The sequence below is a fragment of the Phaeovulum sp. genome (genome assembly GCF_041596715.1).
In the GTDB taxonomy this organism is placed as follows: Bacteria; Pseudomonadota; Alphaproteobacteria; order Rhodobacterales; family Rhodobacteraceae; genus UBA6213.
This window is the reverse complement of the sequence record NZ_JBFHIA010000319.1, coordinates 1-2,738: the sequence shown is the minus strand read 5'-3', so window position 1 is coordinate 2,738 and position 2,738 is coordinate 1. Positions and strand designations below refer to the sequence as shown.

At 63.6% G+C, this 2,738-nt stretch carries 2 protein-coding genes; both read left to right on the top strand.

Going from position 1 to position 2,738, the window contains the following annotated elements:
- The coding region (locus ABY403_RS15325; protein WP_372841685.1) for a methyl-accepting chemotaxis protein at nt 1-1,794 on the top strand (1,794 nt) is incomplete at its 5' end.
- 46 nt (nt 1,795-1,840) lie between these two features.
- A partial coding sequence (gene cheB / locus ABY403_RS15320) for a chemotaxis-specific protein-glutamate methyltransferase CheB (RefSeq protein ID WP_372841684.1) occupies nt 1,841-2,738 on the top strand: 898 nt, incomplete at its 3' end.

The window sequence follows — 2,738 nt, the reverse complement described above, 5'->3', positions numbered from 1 at the left end:
GTCAAAGGTGCCGCGTTTGAGGGCACCTCGGCCGCGATGATGGTGACGACGCCCGATTTTGATATCGCTTACGTCAACCCGGCGCTGGTTTCGCTTGTCAACGAGGCTATTGACGAGTTTCGCAAGATAGCACCCGATATCGACGCTGCGAAACTTGTCGGGCGCAATATCGATGTGTTTCACAGCTTGCCGGGGCGCGTGCGCGCTATTCTTTCAAACCCCGAAAATCTGCCCTACTGCGCCGAGATTCCACTGGGCGCGCGGCACTACACGCTCGAAATCACATTGGCGCAGATGCCGGGCAAAGGCGTGCTTGGCTATGTCGTCGAGTGGCGCGATGTGACAGAGACGCGGCTGAGAACAGCAACATTGGCCGCAATCGAGCGCAACCAGATCACCGCAGGTTTCAACCCCGAGTGGCGGCTGAACGCGGCCAATGACACCCTTCTGGCGCTGCTCGGAAAACCGCGCGAGGCCATGCTCGGTTGCGCCTTTTCGGACCTGATGCAGGCGCAAGGTGCAGATGCGATTGGCGATGCGGAAATGCGCGCGCGTCTGGCAAAGGGCGACACCGTGCTTGCCCGCATCACGATGCTTGGGCAAACCGGCGAGGTGATGCTCGATGGCAGCATCACACCGGTGCTCGATACCAAGGGCGCGGTGCTGAGTTATCTGGTGATGGCGGTCGATGTGACGGCGGCGCAGCAAGGCCTGAGGGCTGCCGAGCTTGAACGCCAGGCGATGCTTGCGGCCCAGAAATCCGTGGTCGAGGCGTTGCGCCTTGCCCTAGAACGGTTGTCCGATGGTGACCTGACCGTGCAGATCGAGACGAGCTTTGCCGCAGAGTACGAACGCCTGCGCGCCGATTTCAACTCCGCCGCCGCCAATTTGCGCGATGCGATGCAGGCGGTGCTGGAAAATGCCTCGGGCATTGAAAGCGAGGCGAAGGAAATCACCGCAGCGGCCGAAGACCTCAGTCGGCGCACCGAACAGCAGGCCGCAACGCTGGAACAAACCGCGGCGGCGCTTGATGAGTTGACGGTTTCGGTGCGCTCATCAGCCGAAGGCGCGGGCGAGGCAAGCCGCACCGTCGCCGAGGCGCGCGCCAGTGCCGAAGCTTCTGGGGCAATCGTCGAGCAGGCGGTGTCTGCGATGGGTGAAATCGCGACCTCCTCTGCGCAGATATCGAAAATCATCAGTGTTATCGACGATATTGCCTTTCAAACCAATCTTCTGGCGCTCAATGCCGGGGTCGAGGCTGCGCGCGCGGGCGAGGCTGGGCGCGGTTTTGCCGTGGTGGCATCCGAAGTGCGCGCCCTCGCGCAGCGTTCCTCCGAAGCCGCGCGCGAGATTGACGGGCTGATCACCGCATCGACCGGGCAGGTGCGGCGCGGTGTCGATCTGGTCGGGCAGGCGGGCAAGGCGCTCCAGCAGATCGTCGGTTCGGTGGCCGAAATCGCAGAAAAGGTCGAGGCCATCGCCGGGTCTTCGCAAGAGCAGGCCGCAGGTCTGGCCGAGATCAACACCGCTGTAAACCAGCTCGACCAAGTGACCCAGCATAACGCCGCCATGTTCGAGCAGACTACCGCGGCCAGCCATGCGCTGACGCGCTGTGCCACGTCGCTAAGCGACACCACCGCGCGGTTTCGCACCGGGGTGCCCAGACAAGCCGCTACAGAACATCTTGCCACGCGTGCCGCGGCACCAGCGCCACCGCGCGGCAAAACGCGGGCCGCCGCGGCCACCGGCACCTACGGCAACGCTACCGTTTCCAGCGACTGGGAGGATTTTTGAATAGGTCCGTCACCTTGATAAACATCGTTTTTAAGAGATATTCGCCATGCCCGTGCGCGTTCTGATCGTTGATGATTCCCCCACCATCCGCCGCCTGATCCGCGCGCGAATCGACGCCGACCCGCGTCTGGTCGCCGTTGGCGAGGCCTTCGACCCGTTTGACGCGCGCGAAAAGATCAAGGCTCTCAACCCAGACGTCCTCACGCTCGATGTCGAGATGCCACGTATGGATGGTATCGCATTTCTCGAAAAACTGATGCGGCTCAGGCCAATGCCGGTTGTGATGGTATCCACGCTGACGCATCGCGGCAGCGCCGCAGCACTCGAGGCGCTGTCGCTGGGCGCAGTTGACTGCATCGGCAAGGGCAGCGGCGGCGATCTGGCAAACAGCTTCGACACTTTGGCCGATACGCTGGTCATGGCAGCGTCGGCGCGGCCTAGGGGCACTGCGCGCGCACCCGTTGCACCTGCCCCCGCGGATTATCGCTGGGCCGGGCGCCATGTGCTGATCGGCTCCTCGACAGGCGGCGTCGATGCCATCGAATCCTTGCTGGCGGGGTATCCGCCGCTATGCCCGCCGACGCTTATCACGCAGCACATGCCAGCCGGCTTTTTGGCAAGCTTTGCCACGCGTCTTGCGCAGCGCTTCGCCCCACACATCGCGCTTGCCTATGATGGCGCACCGCTCGAGGCCGGGCACGTGTATCTCGCCCCCGGAGGCGCGCATCACCTTGCGGTCGATGTCGGGCCGATACCGCGGTGTCGGCTGATCGCGGGCGATAAAGTCAACGGCCATCGCCCTTCGGTCGATGTGCTGTTCGATTCGGCGCAAGCGATGGCCGAGCGTAGCCTTTGTGTGCTGCTGACGGGTATGGGGCGCGACGGCGCATCCGCAATGGTGCGGATGCGGGCGCTGGGGGCGCGGTGTCTTGCGCAGGATGAGG